The sequence below is a fragment of the Nocardia sp. NPDC052316 genome (assembly GCF_044547795.1).
GTDB lineage: Bacteria > Actinomycetota > Actinomycetes > Mycobacteriales > Mycobacteriaceae > Nocardia.
Genome location: NZ_JBIUBB010000004.1, coordinates 1,139,411 through 1,155,184, shown reverse-complemented (window position 1 = coordinate 1,155,184; position 15,774 = coordinate 1,139,411). Strand labels below are relative to the sequence as shown.

At 64.3% G+C, this 15,774-nt stretch carries 13 protein-coding genes; 7 read left to right on the top strand and 6 right to left on the bottom strand.

What is annotated here, in order from left to right:
* A partial coding sequence (locus ACIHA7_RS23595; RefSeq protein ID WP_397293077.1) for a Clp protease N-terminal domain-containing protein occupies window positions 1-1,239 on the bottom strand: 1,239 nt, incomplete at its 3' end.
* A 184-nt stretch (window positions 1,240-1,423) separates the two neighbouring features.
* Between ACIHA7_RS23595 and ACIHA7_RS23590 the strand changes: the two genes are divergently transcribed.
* The 4 genes from ACIHA7_RS23590 (at window position 1,424) to ACIHA7_RS23575 (ending at window position 6,131) form a co-directional block, all read left to right on the top strand.
* Window positions 1,424-2,137 carry a DUF899 family protein gene (locus ACIHA7_RS23590; RefSeq protein WP_397293076.1) on the top strand — a complete coding sequence of 238 codons (714 nt, stop codon included), beginning with the start codon at window positions 1,424-1,426 and terminating at the stop codon, window positions 2,135-2,137.
* 64 nt (window positions 2,138-2,201) lie between these two features.
* Window positions 2,202-2,918, top strand: a complete 717-nt coding sequence (locus ACIHA7_RS23585; protein WP_397293075.1) for a TetR family transcriptional regulator — start codon at window positions 2,202-2,204, stop codon at window positions 2,916-2,918.
* A gap of 149 nt (window positions 2,919-3,067) precedes the next feature.
* Complete coding sequence (locus ACIHA7_RS23580) at window positions 3,068-4,411, top strand: lipase family protein (RefSeq protein ID WP_397293074.1); 1,344 nt, start codon at window positions 3,068-3,070, stop codon at window positions 4,409-4,411.
* 139 nt (window positions 4,412-4,550) lie between these two features.
* Window positions 4,551-6,131 (top strand): GMC oxidoreductase, encoded by a 1,581-nt coding sequence (locus ACIHA7_RS23575; RefSeq protein WP_397293073.1) that lies wholly within the window; start codon window positions 4,551-4,553, stop codon window positions 6,129-6,131.
* A gap of 629 nt (window positions 6,132-6,760) precedes the next feature.
* Here the strand turns inward: ACIHA7_RS23575 and ACIHA7_RS23570 are convergent.
* On the bottom strand, window positions 6,761-7,192 hold the full coding sequence (locus tag ACIHA7_RS23570; RefSeq protein ID WP_397293072.1) for a hypothetical protein: 432 nt from the start codon (window positions 7,190-7,192) through the stop codon (window positions 6,761-6,763).
* Between the two features lie 47 nt (window positions 7,193-7,239).
* Here ACIHA7_RS23570 and ACIHA7_RS23565 point away from each other — a divergent pair, with 47 nt between their 5' ends.
* Window positions 7,240-7,485: a hypothetical protein gene (locus tag ACIHA7_RS23565; protein WP_397293070.1), complete on the top strand. Its 246-nt coding sequence runs from the start codon at window positions 7,240-7,242 to the stop codon at window positions 7,483-7,485.
* A gap of 74 nt (window positions 7,486-7,559) precedes the next feature.
* Here ACIHA7_RS23565 and ACIHA7_RS23560 read toward each other — a convergent pair whose 3' ends face one another.
* Window positions 7,560-7,916 carry a hypothetical protein gene (locus tag ACIHA7_RS23560; protein ID WP_397293069.1) on the bottom strand — a complete coding sequence of 119 codons (357 nt, stop codon included), beginning with the start codon at window positions 7,914-7,916 and terminating at the stop codon, window positions 7,560-7,562.
* A gap of 238 nt (window positions 7,917-8,154) precedes the next feature.
* On the opposite strand from ACIHA7_RS23560, the gene ACIHA7_RS23555 reads away from it, so the two are divergent.
* The gene (locus tag ACIHA7_RS23555; protein ID WP_397293068.1) at window positions 8,155-9,183 is read left to right on the top strand and encodes a hypothetical protein; all 1,029 of its coding nucleotides are present in this window, start codon (window positions 8,155-8,157) and stop codon (window positions 9,181-9,183) included.
* A 734-nt stretch (window positions 9,184-9,917) separates the two neighbouring features.
* A complete protein-coding gene (locus tag ACIHA7_RS23550; RefSeq protein ID WP_397293067.1) occupies window positions 9,918-11,102 on the top strand; it encodes a cytochrome P450 in 1,185 nt (394 codons plus the stop codon).
* A 122-nt stretch (window positions 11,103-11,224) separates the two neighbouring features.
* Here ACIHA7_RS23550 and ACIHA7_RS23545 read toward each other — a convergent pair whose 3' ends face one another.
* From ACIHA7_RS23545 to ACIHA7_RS23535, 3 genes are all read right to left on the bottom strand, one after another.
* Window positions 11,225-12,478, bottom strand: a complete 1,254-nt coding sequence (locus ACIHA7_RS23545; RefSeq protein WP_397293066.1) for a cytochrome P450 — start codon at window positions 12,476-12,478, stop codon at window positions 11,225-11,227.
* A 190-nt stretch (window positions 12,479-12,668) separates the two neighbouring features.
* Window positions 12,669-14,438, bottom strand: coding sequence for an acyl-CoA dehydrogenase (locus ACIHA7_RS23540; protein WP_397293065.1), 1,770 nt, complete (start codon window positions 14,436-14,438; stop codon window positions 12,669-12,671).
* Window positions 14,439-15,243: 805 nt separating this feature from the next.
* On the bottom strand, window positions 15,244-15,723 hold the full coding sequence (locus ACIHA7_RS23535) for a hypothetical protein (protein WP_397293064.1): 480 nt from the start codon (window positions 15,721-15,723) through the stop codon (window positions 15,244-15,246).
* Window positions 15,724-15,774: the final 51 nt, after the last annotated feature.

The window sequence follows — 15,774 nt, the reverse complement described above, 5'->3', positions numbered from 1 at the left end:
GGTCATCCGACGGATCCGCATCCGCGCACCCGCCTCATCGATCAAATCGATCGCCTTGTCCGGCAAGAACCGATCATTGATATACCGATCCGCCAACGTCGCCGCGGCCACCAACGCGCCATCGGTGATCGAGACCCGATGATGAGCCTCATACCGATCCCGCAGACCCTTCAAAATATTGATGGTGTGCTCCACGGTCGGTTCCCCGACCTGGACCGGCTGGAACCGCCGCTCCAACGCCGCGTCCTTCTCGATGTATTTGCGGTACTCATCCAGAGTCGTCGCGCCGATGGTCTGCAACTCACCACGCGCCAGCTTCGGCTTCAGAATCGAGGCCGCATCGATCGCGCCCTCGGCCGCACCCGCACCCACCAGGGTGTGCAGCTCGTCGATGAACAAAATGATGTCACCGCGGGTGTTGATCTCCTTGAGGACCTTCTTCAACCGCTCCTCGAAATCACCCCGATACCGGCTACCCGCCACCAGCGAACCCAGATCCAGGGTGTAGAGCTGCTTGTCCTTGAGCGTCTCGGGCACCTCACCATTGACGATGGCCTGAGCCAAGCCCTCCACCACCGCGGTCTTACCCACACCCGGCTCACCGATCAGGACCGGGTTGTTCTTGGTGCGCCGACTCAACACCTGCATCACCCGCTCGATCTCCTTCGAGCGCCCGATCACCGGATCCAGCTTGCCCTCCAACGCCGCCTGAGTCAGATTCCGGCCGAACTGATCGAGCACCAGCGACGTCGACGGCGTCCCCGCCTCACCCCGCGAACCCGACTCCACCGGCTCCTTACCCTGATACCCCGACAGCAACTGGATCACCTGCTGACGCACCCGGTTCAAATCCGCACCCAGCTTGACCAGCACCTGCGCCGCCACACCCTCACCCTCACGGATGAGACCCAGCAAAATATGCTCGGTACCGATGTAGTTATGGCCCAGCTGCAACGCCTCGCGCAGACTCAGCTCCAAAACCTTCTTCGCCCGCGGCGTGAACGGAATATGACCCGACGGAGCCTGCTGACCCTGCCCGATGATCTCCTCCACCTGGCTCCGCACGCCCTCCAACGAAATACCGAGCGACTCCAACGACTTGGCCGCGACACCCTCACCCTCATGAATCAGCCCCAGCAGGATGTGCTCGGTACCGATGTAGTTGTGGTTGAGCATCCGGGCCTCTTCCTGGGCCAGGACAACGACACGCCTCGCGCGGTCGGTGAACCTCTCGAACATGCCGCGCTCCTCACCACCGTGCAGGTAGGTATATAAACCTATAGTAACTGTGAACATGGCGGAGGCAAGGCCGAGTTCGCGGTTCTCGCGCGTGTCCTACGCAAGTGCTTGAGGTGTCGACGCCTGTGCTCTACCTTGACCCGGGGCACGTTCACTATCCGAAACCAAAGGAGATCAACCCGTCATGGGCGAAGTGGATGCCGCGGCGATGGAACCGATGTGGCCCGAGGGCGCGAGCGAGGAGTACATCGCGGCCCGGATCGAACTGGCGAAGGCCGAACGCACGCTGCGCGATCAGATCGAGGACGTGGCCGCCGCGCGCAGGCAGGTCCCGCCAGGGCTCGTCGTCGACGACTACTCGTTCGCCGAAGGCCCGGCCGACCTCGGCAGGCCGGAACCGATCCGGACCACGAGACTGCGAGAGTTGTTCGGGGAGCACGACACTCTTGTCGTCTACCACCTCATGTTCCATCCGGACGACGACGCAGCGTGCCCGATGTGCTCGCTGTGGGTAGACGGTTTCCAGGGCGTCGCCCATCATTTGGGCCAGCGCACCAGCTTCGCCGTCATCGCCAAGGCGCCGCTGCCGAAGCTGCGCGGGTGGGCATTGCGGCGCGGTTGGGACGGACTGCGCATTCTCTCCAGCTACGACACGACCTTCAACGCCGATCTGAACGCCGAACGGCCCAACGGCGATCAGCGTCCCATGATCAGCGTCTTCACCGCCGAAGGCGATCGGGTACGGCACTTTTACACGCTGCCCGCCAACTTTCACGACGACGCCCAACGCGGCATCGATCTGCTGTCCCCGGTGTGGAACGTCCTCGACCTACTGCCCGCCGGCCGCGGCGAATGGTACGCCGAGAACCACTACGCCGGCCGTGAGCGCCGGGCCTGACCGGTACCCGCGACCCGCCGGACCGGAGTGGTAGGCGGCTCCGATCCGGCGCTACCGTAAGCGAGTGGCAGCAAAGGCGATTTCCACGGCGCAGGCCATCATCGACGTAGTGCTCGAGTTGCTGGAATCCGATGGGTACGACGCCGTTCAGCTCAGGGCGGTCGCCCGCCGCGCGCACGTCTCCCTTGCCACGGTCTACAAGTACTTCCCTGATCGCGACGCGTTGCTGATCGCCGCCGTCGAGCATTGGATGGCGACCAACAGTTACACGGGCATGGAGCAGCCGCATGCGCACGAAAGTTTGTACGACGGATTGATGCGCGTGCTGGGGTACGTCTTCGAACCGTGGGAACGCAACCCACGGATGCTCGAGGCCTACCACCGGGCCAGGGCCACCGAGCACGGACACCGGCTCGACAATCAAGGCATCAACGCGATCCTGCCGGTCGCCTCACCGTTGTTCGAGCGCGCCGATCCCTCCTATCTCGAGGACGTCGCCTTGATCCTGGCCAATATGGCCTACGCGCTGATCGGGCGATACGCCGACGGCAGTCTCGAAATCACCGAGATCTTGCCCATTCTCGAACGCACTGTTCGCCGCCTGACCAGTGATAACAGCGCGGAAGCCGCCGCGGCGACCGGGCCGGCGCCGGGACACGACGCGCCCGGCTGGAGCGTGAATCCCGCTCTGGCAGCGCCCTTCCGGCCGAGCCCCGGTCGGCCGCAACCCCGCAGCGGCGCGTCCGTCACCGACGACGGTGGCGCCGCCGAGCCCGCGTGAACTTCAGCAATTCCCCGCGGTTCCGCACCGGCCAGTAACCGTGTTACTGTTCCCGACAGCGCGCTGCTGTGACGTGAGTTATCGGTCATAGCTATCGCGATTCAGGAAGCAGCGGCGACGGTGCCGGGCACGAAGCGGAGAGTCATTAGATGTACGACCAGCACGGATTGCGCACGCGGGCAAAGGCATTCCCTGGAACGGCACGGGTGGCAGCGGGTGCGGTGGCAGCGGCCTGCGCCGTCGCCATCGGCGGAGTCGGCATAGAGACACAGCAGGCGGCGGCCGCCCCGGTGAGCGCGTTCTACACACCGCCCGAACAGATTCCGGCCACCCCGGGCGCGGTCATCAAGGCCGAGCCCATGACCATCCTCGCGACTCCGCCCACCGCGGCAGGCTGGCCGGTCAACGCGCAGCACGTCATGTATGCGAGCCGATTGCAGGACGGCACGCCGACCGCGATCACCGGAACCTACATCGAGGCGTCGGGCCCGTGGCGCGGCGCGGGGTCGCGCCCCACCGTCGTCATCGGTCCCGGTACCGCGGGGCAAGCCGACCACTGCGCCATGTCGGTGGCCTTCGCCAGCGGCGTGACCCTCTCCGCCGACCCGTCGGTCTCCCTGTCGGCCAATCAAGAACTGCCCTCGTCTGCCGTATGGAGTGCACTCGGCGCCCGCGTCCTGGTCACCGACTACATCGGACTCGGCACACCCGGCATGCACACCTTCGCCAATCGCATCGAAGGCGGGCACGCGATCCTCGACGGCGCCCGCGCCGCCAACAACCTCGGCGGCGTCGGACCCGACACTCCGCTCGTCTTCTGGGGTTACTCTCAAGGCGGCGGCGCCACCGCGGGCGCCGCGGAACTGCTCCCCACCTACGCACCCGAGCTGAACCTCAAAGGAACGTGGGCCGGCGGACCCGTCGCCGATCTGACGGCTGTCCTCGAGCGTATCGACGGCGCATTGATCGGCGGAGCAATCGGATTCGCGATCAACGGCCTGCTCGCCCGCTACCCCGAGCTGAACGCGGCGGTCGGCCGGGTCACCAGCCCCGCGGGGCGCGACATGCTGAACACCCTCAGTACCGAGTGCATCGGCGACGTGATCGTCAAGCAGCCGTTCCTGAAAACCAGCTCGCTGACCATCGACGGCCGCCCACTCATCGAGCATCTGCACGACATCCCCGAGGCCGCTCCCGCGCTGGCCGAACTCCGCGCCGGCGGCATCGCACCCACCACCCCGGTGCTGATCACCAGCGGACTCAACGACGACACCGTCCCCTACAACCAGGCCCGCAGGCTCGCCGAAGACTGGTGCGCCAAGGGCGCCACCGTCACCTTCCGCACCAACGACCTGCCCCCGATCTTCTCCGGCGCGACCATCCCCAACCATTTCGGACCCGAACTGATCGACGGCTTCGGCCCGGACAATGCGATCACCTACCTGCTCGATCGCCTCGCCGGCAAACCGGTCGCCGGCTGCACCATCGACTGATTCCCATGCGCCGCTGACGAATCGGCGCCGACCGACCCCCGAGCGCCATCAACGGCTCGTGCCTCGCCATGCCCTCATCCGCTCCGGGTCGAGGTTCAGTGCTCGGTTTCGGCCGACGATTACGACCGAAAGCTTTGTTATGACAGCGATTTCGCGCCGGTCACTGTTGACCGGTCTCGCCGCGACCGGCGCCGCCGCCATGGTCCGGGCGCCGCACGCCGCCGCCCGGGTGAACCGCGTTCCGTTGACACACGAGGAGCACCGGGTAGTGATCGTCGGCTCCGGCTTCGGTGGCGGCGTCAGCGCGCTGCGGCTGACGCAGGCGGGCGTACCGGTGACCGTACTCGAGCGTGGGCTGCGCTGGCCGACCGGGCCGAACTCCGACACCTTCCCTCGGGCACTGGCGCCGGACAAGAGGTTTCTGTGGTACCGCTCCAGCCCCAATGTTTTCGGGCGGCCGATGGTGTTCGATCCTTACACCGGACTGGTGGAGGCGGTGTCCGGCGAGAACATGACCGCACTGTGCGCGGCCGGTGTCGGCGGCGGTTCCCTTGTCTATCAAGGGATGTCGTTGCAACCCGCCGAGGAGGTGTTCAATACCCACTTCCCGCAGGAGCTGGATTGGGCGCTGATGAACCGGGTGCACTACCCGAGGGTCGCAAGAATGCTCGGCCTGGCCGAAGCACCCGATGAGCTGATCGACTCCGAAAACTACCGGGCCGCACGCGTATTCGCCGACCGAGTCCGCAACGCGGGGATGCCGCTGTCGAAGATTCCGATGCCCATCGACTGGGAATTCGCTCTGGCCGAGCTGCGCGGAGAAATGAAACCGTCCTACATCAACGGCGATGGAGCCATGGGCGTCAACAACGGCGGCAAACACTCGGTCGACGTCACCTACATCGCCGCCGCCGAGGCCACCGGCCTGGCGCGGGTCGAAACCCTGCACGAGGTGACCGATGTCGAGCGGGCAGCCGACGGTCGCTGGAAGGTCCACGTGCAACGACTCGACACCACCGGCACCGTGGTCGAGCACAAGATACTGACAACCGGTGCGCTGATCATGGCCGCCGGCAGCCTGAACACCACCCGACTACTGATGCGGGCACGCGGCAAGAACCTCATCCCCGACCTACCCGACGCCCTCGGCAAGCATTGGGGCTCCAACGCCGACCGCATCTACGCCTGGACCGACCCGTCCGCGGAATTCGGTGCGCCACAAGGCGGCCCGGTAGTCTTCGGCAGCCTCAACTGGACCGACCCGAACACCGCCCACACCGTCATCCAAGCCTCCATCCCCCCACTCTCCCTCGACCCCCACAGCACCATGCTGGTCGGCTACGGCGTCAGCCAGAGCCGCGGCGCATTCACCTACGACGCCGGCCGCGACGACGCGACCCTGCACTGGCCCGCCGACGGCGACAACCACATCCAGCGCAACCACATCGGCCCGTCCGTGCACAAAATCGCCGGACCCGACGGCATCCTCACCGACACCAACGCCCTGTTCCCCACCACCTGGCACCCACTCGGCGGAGCAAGCATGGGCGCGGTCTGCGACCTGGAAGGCCGAGTCCACGGCCACCCCGGCCTCTACGTCCTCGACGGCGCACTGATGCCAGGCAACACCGCCGCCTGCAACCCCTCAATGACCATCGCCGCCGTCGCCGAACGCGCCCTGGACAAAATCGTCGCCCACGATGTCGGATCGATGATCTGAGCCGCGATTACGAAAAGGTGTCGACGCTTTCTTTTTAGGATTTAAGCGTTGTACAGGAAAGTAGAAGCGCCGAACACCCTTGCACCGCAAGGGCGTTCGACTCTCACTTGCCACGGAGAAGGGATACTTGCCCTCCTAAACCGGACCACACTGCTCAGGAATTTAATCGATAAATATCCCAGCTTCCGCGTCGTACTTGCCCACCCCAGATTCGCGAAGGAAGTCTTCGATCGCCGGTTTCCTTCGGAGCCGGAGATCGGCGATGTGATTCGGGTCACTAATAAGTGTAGCGTATCCCCATAGCGCTCCGAGTGCACCCTCCCGGACAGCGAATTCCCATCCGGGTGGGATTTCACTGTCCACAACACTGAACAGTTCAATCGGAAACCAGGTCGGCCACCCATCGCTACTAACGACCATAACAGTCAGCTTTGAGTTCATCAATGCCATCGCCCGGACAATGTACTCTGTGCCGACCACCGCCGGATACGAGAATCCCGGCGAATACCCCACCCCATCCGGCACGAGCGGGCCGATACACAAAACCTTCACAGCTTTCCTACTTTCCCGGAGCAGGGATAGGTAAACCCAAGGCAAGCAGCGAACTAGACGTCGCGGGCAACCTCATTTTATTCATGATCTACATATTTCCAATCAGCAGTTTCACCTGCATTTTTATTCATGACCCAGTAAATAACATATCCACCTTTTTGGATCGCTTCGTCGAATTTCGGATCCTTTGAAATATCGTCGAGGTACTTCCGGGGAGGTGGAGCTCCGTACTCATCTTCAAGTTGTTTCGTGTTGAAGTTGTACTGGTATTTCTGGTCCTTATTGTTACCTCGTCCGTCGGTGGTTTGCAGATGGAGCGTGCCCGCCCTCTTGCCCGGTGCTGGGTTCTCAACATCGATCCGCCAATATGGTTTGTTCTTACTCTTCTCCTCCCCCAAAGTCTTCGAATAAGTAAGCTGGGTGCCCTTTGAGCCGCGTGAACTCGTGCACGCGGTGCTCGACGAATGGGAGCGCACGGACGCCCGGTTACTGATCAGCGTGATGGGCACGCGACGGCCTACTGCACAGTCCCGCCCTGCAGAATGCGATCTCGGCCATGCGAACCCAGGTGACCGTGCTGTTCGACCGATGGATTACCGCCGGTCTGATCCCGGCGGATCTCGCCGCTCCGGAAGACCTGGCGATGTCGTTCACCGGATTCATCGGCCTGACTCGACTGCTGCACCTGCACGCCGAGGCGACAGATCAGAGCCGCGCGGACGCCCGCGACGACATTCGCCGCCACACCGAGACCTTTATCCGGCTCGTGTTCCGGTCCGACGCACTCCCCCATGATCACTAACTCTGCGGGCCGACAACCTGGCTAATCAGACCAGCCGAAAGCGCTTGCATCGGATCGGGCACACAACCGGGCAGCTACCGTGCGGGCGGGTCGTAATTGAATCCGAAAGCCCGCGCACCGGTTTCGGAACGAGGACGGTGCGCGGTGTCGGGTTCGAAGAACAGATAGCTACCCGGCCCATAGCGGCGATCGCCCTCGATCACCTCTCCGGATACGACGAAATAGACTTCACCGTAGGTGGTGTGCACGTCGAGTTCGGGCCATTCGGCGCCGGGCGCGATGTCGATCACCCAGGGGCGAATATGGCCGGTTCCGGGCAACTCACGATAGTGAACACCGGGCCCGATCTCGACGGGATCGACCGTGTCGACCTGAACCGGGATCACCCGACCGGCGGGAACATTGTGCTGCACATTCACAAGGTCGATCATGCCGTACGAACGGTCACGCACGCAGGGATGCCGAACTGGCCGCCGCATGCACCCAGCCCGTCGCGGTGCATGCGGCCAAGCGAGGCGCCTCGTTCACCGGTCGAATCGAGCGACCGCTCATTACGATTCAGGGCCTGTTGCTTGGCCCCCTACGCCGCGCCTCCGCCATTATCGAGCGATGATCAATTCATGACGATCGAAACGGATGCACGCGGCTGATCGTTGTAGCATCCGCCCCGTGAGTAAGTTGATCACCGCTACCGCACTGCTGATCTCCACCACGGTCGCTGCGTCGGCGTGTACGTCTGCACAGACGGACCCGGCGCCGGCCTCGCCCGTCGAGCAGGTGGCGTTCCCGAAATCGCTGTCGGCGCAAGACCAGGAGACCATCGCCTACCGCGATACCCTCCGCCCGCTGGATCCGTGCGGCTACATGGACGATGCGACGGTCCGTCGCATCGGGACACCGGCCTACGTCGGCGCCCTGTTCGATTTCAACACTTGTGTGGCGTCCTTCAAGTCTCCCGAGGGTGATCTCCTCGGCTCGGTCAACCTCGTCATGGGCGGGGTAACGGGCACCGCAGTGGACGAAATCACGTACTCACCGAATCCACCCGGCGACAAATGCGCCGCGAGTGTACGCATCGACGACCGCCTGAGCATCATGGTGTTCGCGCACGACGGGCTCGACCGGTGCGGGGTGGTGCGCGACGTCGCGGAATCGGTCGCCGCGCACCGGCCCGAACGCGCACTCCGCGCCACTTCCCCACGCGCACACGTGAATTCCCGCCTCGCCGCCCTCGACCCGTGCGCCGTGCTCGGCAAGATCGGGCAAGGACGCCGCCCCGCCCTGTTGAGCGGCGACACACCCTCGCCCCCAAGGGGACCGAACCAGCAGAACCGCACCAATCCATGGGCATGCTCCTTCCAACTGGACAACGGCGACGCCTCGACAACGCAGGACGTCCGATACAAATTCACCAGTGCCCGATTCACGGCACACGCGGGCAACAACGAGAAGGAAATCAGGATCGGTGAGCTGCCGGCCCTCGAGATTTCCCAGCCGAACGATCAGCTTTCCTACAGCACCTGCTCGATCAACATCTCGACCACGCCCCAGCCGACCGCGTCCCGCCCCGACCCACACAACCCGCTCAGCGACAGCGGGAGCTCCGAGATCATCTCGATCGAGGCAGCAGGCGGATGCGCCGCCGCCCGCGCCACCGCCGAAGAAATCGTGCGGCTCTACCACCAGCTACCACACTGACAGCCCCCCGCCGCCTCCGCGGCTGGCCCAATCCTGTTACAACGCCCGCCACGCAGCCGCTACGGCCAGCCCTCGCGCGTACTGCTGAAAACAGGCGGCGGCTTCACGCCTGCGCAGCTGGCTACCGGCGATCTACGGCGAGAGGCGCAAGGGAGGACCTTTCACCACCGGCCTCGACCCCGTCGAGGCCGGGCTCTAGTGACCTGGTGTCGCGCTCGCGACAAACAGGCTCGTGCACGTGGGCGCAAGCGTCCGGCAACCCTGCCTGCGATGAACTACCATGACCGACGATTCGGGCTGCGGACGCTGCTCGAAATCAGTATGCTCGTACCCGCTCCATCGAAACATGCTGTAGTCGAACATATTTGGATGTACCGGTCGGTTTGCTTTGCACACCGGGCGGCCATGGGCGAACGAGCAGGGAGGCGCAACGTGTCACGGTCTCGCCGACCACGCGGAACAGATCGACCCCTGAACTCCCTGCGGTTTCGTCTGCTATCTGTGCGCTGACCCTGCCGCTGCTCATGCCGGTCCAGCACCGGGCGGTCGATCCGGTCTCGTTCACAAACGACGTCCAGGCATGAATAGCTTTTGCTGTGCAGATCTACGTCAGCCGATACCTTCCGAGGAGTAATTGTCATGGCCTTGTCGTCTGCCCCGACACGACCGACGACCGAGCACGCTTGCCCGCCGGGTGATCTGTCGGCGGTGCCGCCGTCCGACGAGTCGCGCACGTGACGCTGCACACGCCGGAGTTCGCGGCGGATCCACACAGCGCCTATCAACACATGCGCGACAATCACGGCCCGCTGGTTCCGTTGGAACTGGCGCCCGGGGTACCCGCGACGTTGATCATCGGCTACCGGGAAGCCTTGCAGGTGTTGAGCGACCCCCTGCATTTTCCGGCCGACCCGCGGTCATGGCAGTCCGGTCGCGCGGCGGGTTGTCCGGTGTTGCCCACCATGGGGTGGCGGCCCGGCGCGCCGCGGACCACCGATCCGGAGTACGCCCGAATCCGCAGTGCTACCACGACCTGTCTGAACCAGGTCGATCTGTACGCGCTGCGTGCCACGGTCGAACGCATCGCGTCGAGGCGGATCGACAGCTTCTGTGAGGCAGGCTCGGCCGACCTGCTCAATCAGTACGCGATTCCGCTGACCGTCGAGGTGCTCCACGATGTGCTGGGGTTCGGGCCCGAGCGCGGGCGGATGGCGTTCTCGGCGCTGATCGCATTGCGCAACGCCACCGATGCGGCCGCAGCGCGATCGGGCGATGAGATGTTGACCGCGGTGATCGCGGAGACGGTGGCCGCGAAGCAGGTCGAGCCGGGCACCGACGTCATATCGTGGCTGCTCCAGCACGGCGCGGGTGCGGACGAGAAGGAGCTGGTGGACCAGGTGGCCACGCTGTATGTGACGGGCACCGAACCGACCTGGAATCTCATCGCGAACACAATCCTGCTGCTGGCGAGTGATGATCGTTTCGGCGGCGAACTGCTCGGCGGTGCCTTGTCCATCCGGGACGCGATCGATGAGGTGCTCTTCACCGACCCGCCGGTAGCGAATTCGTGCTTCAGCTATCCGCGCCAACCGCAGATCGTGGGGAACACCTGGCTGCCGGTGGATCAACCGGTCCTCATCAGCCTGGCCGCCTGCAACGCCGATCCGGCCGCGGCGGACGGTGACCGCACCGGTAACCGTTCGCATCTGTCCTGGGGCGCGGGCGCGCATTCGTGCCCGGCCCAGTCGGTGGCGATGGTCATCGCCCAGGAAGCGCTCGACCAGTTGCTCGACGCGCTACCGGAGGTCCGGTTAGCCGTACCGGAAGCCCAGTTGCAGTGGCGCACCGGCGGTTTCCACCGGGCGCTGGCCGCTCTTCCGGTGCGGTTTCCGCCATCGCCGCCACTGAATCTCGGCTGAGGCACCACCAGCGGGACGAGGTTCGCTGAGCCGGGGCCGGGCGGCTCAGCGAATCGATCTACCGCGAAAGCCGTCGCTGCCCAACGGCTTTCACCTGATTCGGAGCGTGTCGGCGACCACTTTCACACCGGCAACGGCGCAGTGGGCGGAAACACCACCGGCAACGTGGTCAACGCTCGGTGGAAGGGGCCGGGGCGCCACACCAGCTCCTCTTTGGGGACCGCCAGTGCCAATTCCGGGAGTACGTCCAGGAGCTGATCGATGACCTCCCTGGCGAGCAGCAGTCCGTACGGCCGAGCGTGCGCGGGGCAGGCATGCGGGCCCGTGCTGAACGCCAGATTCCAGCCGTTGTCCAGAAATTCTCCGGTATTCATCTCCGGATCGGTGTTGCAGGCGGCCATGCTCACAATGACCGGCTGATTCGCGGGCAGCCACACGCCTTCGATGATGATCGGCTGGCGTGGATAGGTGATGCAGTAGTTCGCCATGGGCGGGTCGGTGGCCAGCCGCTCGTCGAGCGCGGTCTTGGTCGAGAGCGGCTGGCCGTTGTCGATGGTGGTGAACCGGGAGTCGGTCAGCATCAGCAGCAGAGTGTTGGCCACGAGGTTCAGTGGCGGTTCGACACCGGCCGCGAACAGCAGGACCAATTGATGCACCATCTCCTCGTCGGACAGTCCGGCGGAATGCTGGACCAGCCGCGTGGTGACGTCATCGGCGGGTTGCGCGCGCTTCAACGCGGTGAGGTCCAGCAACGCGGAACCCATGATCGCGTTCACCGTTTCGGTGTCCACACCGTCGAACATCGCCGCACTGGCCTTCGCGACTCGCTCGCCGATTTCCGGGGGGCAGCCGAGAACCTCACAGAAGACCGAAAAGATCAGCGGAAGTACGTACTGGCTCAATACATCGGCGTTGCCGTCTCGGCAGAACGTATTGATGATCGGGACGGCGGATCGCTCGACAATGGATCGCAGGAAGTTGAGGTCCATGCCTGCCAAGGCGTCGTTCAAAGCAGCGCGGTAACGAGCGTGCTCCGCGCCGCTGGTACGGATCGCGTTGGGCCGATATTCGATCATGGGCATGATCGGTATATCGGTGGGCACCGTCTTCTGCCAGATCCTCGGATCGGCGGGAAAATGGTCGGAGTCGTTGAGAATTCGGACGGCGGTGCGATATTTGATGACCAGGGTTGCAGGCACTCCTGGCCACATCTCGACTGGGACCAAGGGTCCGTAGTCCTTACGCATCCGGCGATAGAACTTGTGCGGATCGGCCGCGAATTCTTCGCTGTAAATCGAGATTCGCGGACCTGCGAACTCGATCGACGGGGTCGGGGCGGTGGTGGTGGAGCCATGAAGCCTGTGCTGCGGATGCACTGACGTCTCCTTGGTGTCGGTTTCGCCAGCATCGTACCCGCGACGCGCGAGTAACATCATCGCTATCTTGTTACCTGTCAACGAGATTGCCCCGCCGGAGCCGATTCGGACATACCTCGCCAGGTGGATGCGGCCGCGGCGCCCGCACCGGGCGCCGCCGCCGCGTCAAGTGTCCTGGCGGACAGCCGGATCAGTGTCGTTGCGTGCTTTCGCAGCGCGAGTCCCACGCCCCGGGCAGATCATCGGACAACACCGGTGCACCGAGGATCTCGTCGTCGAGCTCGAAGGCGTCCAGCACTGCGGGCAGGTTGCCGGCCAGCTCGTCGATGGCGTGCCGGAGTTGTCGTTTCGTGGCTTCGATCGCGGGGATGTCGAGCAGGCCGTGCGTGAGATACCAGGTGGCCTGCTCCAGCAGGTGGTGCAACGCGAAAACATCACGCACGGCCGCTATTTCGGGGTGATCGGTCTGTTCGTCGAGCAACCGCAACGCCACTTCGGTGCAGTACGCCTCCGCGAGGTCGAGTGCCTCGGGGATGACCGCCAAACGGTCCGCGAGCGCCGGTGTCGCCAGATGCCGCTGTGCCTCCTGTGCGATCGTCAGGGTGCGCGCTTCGAGCAAGCGCAGGCGGTCGTCGGGGTCGGCCGGGTCGTGCAACCGGACTTCCGGGGGCAACGTACCGGCGAGTTGCCTGGCCAGCACTCGACCGGCGACCGAGCCGAGGACGTGACAGTCGCCCTCGCCGGTGATGGCGGCGTGACAGACGCCGAGGTAGTCGGCGACGCGGTTGGCGCTGAACATGCCTTGCGCACCCATCTTGATGCGACAGTGCGTGACCGTTTCCAGGGCGTGGAGCTGGATGAAGTGCTTGGCCAGCATGACCGACACCACCGTGTCGCGATCAGTGAGATCGCTACCGGCGAGGGCGGTTTTGATCGCGTTGCCGTACACGGTTCGGGCAACCGTACCGGCCAAATCGGTGAGCAAGGTGTCGCGTACGTGCGGAATATCGAACATCAACGGGCTGTCGACCGGGGTCAACGGGACTACCCGCTTGGCGGCGTACTTCAGCGCGATGTACAGCGCCGCACGGGCCGTGGCGTTCAAACAGGACGAGAGCGCCAAACGCCCGACAGTCAGTTGGCTGATCGCCGAAGAGAACCCCCGACGCCGGCTGGTCTCATCGCGCCACGTCAGCACGCCTCGCTCATCGATGGTAGCCAGGTCATTGCTCAGCCAGGCACTCCTCTCGACTCGCAGCCCATCGAAACTGATGACCGAGTTGTCCATGATGACCAGCGGCTGGTGATCGAGCTGGGTGATCCGCACGCCCGCGCACGGCTCGCCGTTGGCGTCGCGTAGTCGCGCGGTGAACAGATGCACGCCCTGGTCGACGCCTGCCGCGTCGATGAACCGCGCACCGATGACACAGACCCGAGCGACCGGGATGCCGACGCTCGGCATGAACTTCCGCGCCCGCGGGTTCGGCGTGTCCAGCACGAACCCGTCGCCGTCCCACGTCGCGGTGGTCTGCATGAAGCCGATGTTGGAGCCGCACCCGTATTCGGTAAGCAGCATCACACCGATGCTGGACGCGTCATCCAGGTCCTGCAGATACGGTGCGGCGGAGTCGGCATCGGTCAAGGTGGCCAGACTGCCGGAGGCCAGGTTGTAGTGGCCGGAGATCAACGGGATCAGGTCCGTCGCCAGCACCGCGGACCAATCGAACACCGCGAACAGCTCGGGGAGATCGGTCGCGACAGCACGGGTGCTGCCGATCCCCTTGACCAGGTCCCGGAGTTGATCATATGCGTTCCGGCGCCGTTGTTCCTGGCTCTGCCGCTCCGTGACCGCGAAGTCCGGGTTGCACAGAATCCGCTGCAGTTGTTGGTGGAACTCTCGGTCGCCGTGCCGAATAAGCCCAGCTAGCGATGCACTATCCCGGAGCAATTGCGTGACCATTACCGCCTCCTACTTCATCCGATCCCAGCGGTCGTTCATCCACCGTCGGGCATACCTGGGCCATCGCTGCCGAGCTACGACGTTCCAGAACCGGCGTTACCGCACAGCTATGCGGACACCGCCAGGAACCGGTACAAGAGAGCCGGAACGATCACCTGTCAAAGTTCACTGAGCCACATACCTTCTCGTAAGGTTTCGTTCACCTGATCATCGAATTCGCGTGTAGCACTGCGAAATCGATGTTCCGATCCAGCTCATATACCGGATCACGTACTCGGGAAATGGTTGCGGCCGGACCGGATTCACATGGCCCCTATTGTAGAGCGACTGCTCGTGAGTTATCAACCTGGAGAACGCATTTCGGCGTTTTCGATTAGCGCATCGTGGGATCACCGAAATAGCCCCACCCAGCGGAACCGGACTGTCACAACCTGAAACGTTGGACGCCATGGGATGTGATCATCGTCGGCGCAGAACTCGGTGCGGAGGATGATGTTCGACCGGGCATGCTCGCCTCGGCTTCGGACGCGGCCCGCCCGCGGCGGGCCCGAATGGTCGGTGTCGTCTAGCCATCACCCACCTCTCCCAACAGATCCAGAGTACGACCGCGCGCCAGGAATGGATGTCCAATCCGGACATGTCGGATTGAACGACAGCGGTACGCCGCCCGGCCGTGTCGTCGCGGGCGACATTCAAGCATGTAGCACCCGACCGGGGATCCCCTCTCGGCTTGCGCGAAAATTATCTGGATCTGACTGAAACTTGTTGATAGTAGCTGGATTCGAACTCATCCGGTGATCACCGGCTACGAGCGCAACACGACTTCCACGGACATTCGGTGGGGATCGAAGGTTGTCGCGAGGGTCTTCCGGCCGTCCGATTCCGTGACACTGATCGCGGTGGCACCCGCGAAGGACACCCGCGCGGGGCAATACCCTTCGGTCTCTTCCCACACGAGAGCTTGCTTGCTGAACGGCCCGCCGCGCTCCCGAAGCCACACGCGGCAGCCCGAGTCGAAGCCGGAGTACGACACCGCGACGGCTTCGTGGCGACCGTCAGGACTCACCGCTACGGCCTCGACCTCGCCCCGGTCGACGGATGCCGCGAACGCCGTCAAGACCCACACCGGCACCGTCACCAGCGTGAGCACGGCGGCGACCGTGCCCCATACCCACTTGCCGTACCGAGGGAGCACCGGGGGGAAGAAAATGTAGAGCACTACTGCGGCCGTCCAGATCACCGGCGTTGCCTCGAGCGGGAGGATGCCGAACCGGTAGAAGCGCACTGCCAAACCATCTGCCGGCCAGGCAATTATCCCCGTCGCGATCGCTGCCGC